This is a genomic window from Xenorhabdus entomophaga, from assembly GCF_037996725.1.
Classification (GTDB): Bacteria; Pseudomonadota; Gammaproteobacteria; order Enterobacterales; family Enterobacteriaceae; genus Xenorhabdus; species Xenorhabdus khoisanae.
Map to the genome: position 1 here is coordinate 1 of NZ_JBBMXH010000261.1, position 1,084 is coordinate 1,084.

Below are 1,084 nucleotides of genomic sequence, written 5' to 3' on the forward strand. Positions count from 1 at the left end.
TAAGTCCTCAAGAGAAATTAATTGCAAATTTGTTGCCATAACTTCCCAATAACGTATTTAGCTCATGCTCCATTGTCTCTTTAGTCCAAGTGATAAAGCGTCGCCAGTGGTATTTGGCCTGTTTCCAGACAATTTCAATCAGGTTCAGCTCTGGGCTGTAGGCCGGAAGATAAAGTAAAAACAGGTTGTGTTCTTGTAACCATCGACTTGTGATTTTCTTCTCGATCCTATGGTGGATAGGCGCATTATCCAACACGACAAATGTCAGACGGTTGTCCCCTTGTTGGGCGACCTGCTCTAAAAAATCAATGACATCAACCCGCGTGACACTGCCTGACATCGTTCGGTAAAACAAGGTGTTATCCGTGTAATTTAACGCCCCCAGAACTGACCGTCTGACATGGTCTTGAGGTTCCGTCTCATGAGGCTTCCCCCGTGGACTCCATCCGTATTGCACCGGAGGTGACGCGGCAAAACCCGCCTCATCAAAATAGACCAGACGGTAATGGCCTGACCGTGCCCCGGCCTTAATGTGACTCAGCAAAGCGGATTTTTGAGCAAACTCCGCTTCATTTCGTTTTTTTTAGCGACATGCGGGTTCGTTTATAGGTGAGCCCTTGCTTTTTCAGGGTATTTCCCAGCGTTTCAAGCGTACAGGGCAGGACACCATGTTTTTCCTCAACACGCTGGGCTATCCGGGCCAGAGTCAGCGACTCGGCACTGGCGGCTTCGACCGCAGTCGCAATCATTTCAGGCGCCATGGCGAGATACCGGCCTCCGGCATGCCCCCCTAATAATCCCGCTATCCCTGAATCGTGCCATATGTGAACCCAGTTGTAGATAACCCGGAGGCTACATCCTATCTCAGCGGTGATCTGGGACGGCTTGATCCCTCTGGCAAGCATGAGCAAACCGGTTCCTCGTGTGCGGATGTCCCGATGTGGGTGATTTAAAGCAAGTTGTTGCAATGTCATTCGTTCAGGCTCAGAAAGGGTTATCTTCGATTTCATTAGAACAGGCGGAAAGTCAGATTATCGTGTTATCTATTATAACAGTCGTGCAAATAATTTATCTGACTAACTTA

General features: G+C 48.6%; 2 protein-coding genes. Both read right to left on the reverse strand.

Going from position 1 to position 1,084, the window contains the following annotated elements; translation table 11 throughout:
* Positions 1 to 7 precede the first annotated feature (7 nt).
* The gene (locus tag AAC854_RS22635) at positions 8 to 544 is read right to left on the reverse strand and encodes an IS630 family transposase (protein ID WP_340619056.1); all 537 of its coding nucleotides are present in this window, start codon (positions 542 to 544) and stop codon (positions 8 to 10) included.
* 25 nt (positions 545 to 569) lie between these two features.
* Entirely contained in the window at positions 570 to 974 is a 405-nt protein-coding gene (locus tag AAC854_RS22640; protein ID WP_340619057.1) for a helix-turn-helix domain-containing protein, read from the reverse strand.
* Between the last annotated feature and the right edge of the window lie 110 nt (positions 975 to 1,084).

Bases quoted from the DNA above. Each gene is read 5' to 3' on its own strand.
- AAC854_RS22640 (WP_340619057.1), bottom strand. From the start codon at position 974: ATGACATTGCAACAACTTGCTTTAAATCACCCACATCGGGACATCCGC.